The following is a 302-nucleotide window of genomic DNA, read 5'->3' as shown; positions in this document are numbered from 1 at the left end:
GCGCAGTTCTATCGTGATGTGGCCGCGGGTCCCTTCTACGGATTCAACCGGCCTGGAGCCAAACCGCTTGAGGGTGTCATTCAACATTGGTGGCGCCAGGGCATGAACGGTGGCACCAAGGCGCATTACGACGGTATCAAGGCTTTTTCCGAGACTGACTTTACGGAAGATCTGAAAGCCATCGACGTGCCCACGCTGGTCATGCACTGCGATGATGATCAGATCGTTCCTTACAAGGACGCCGCCTTGCTTTCGACCAAGCTGCTCAAGCACGGTACTTTGAAGCTTTATCCCGGCTATCC

The 302-nt window shown here is 55.3% G+C and carries 1 protein-coding gene; it reads left to right on the top strand.

Annotation, left to right across the window (positions count from 1 at the left end; all coding sequences use genetic code 11):
• A partial coding sequence (locus AC4HNJ_RS21760) for an alpha/beta fold hydrolase (RefSeq protein WP_490481708.1) occupies positions 1-302 on the top strand: 302 nt, incomplete at both ends.

The organism is Dyella sp. SYSU CM1112 (genome assembly GCF_058216415.1).
Note: the sequence above shows the minus strand (reverse complement) of the source record. Positions and strands in the feature narration are given on the sequence as shown.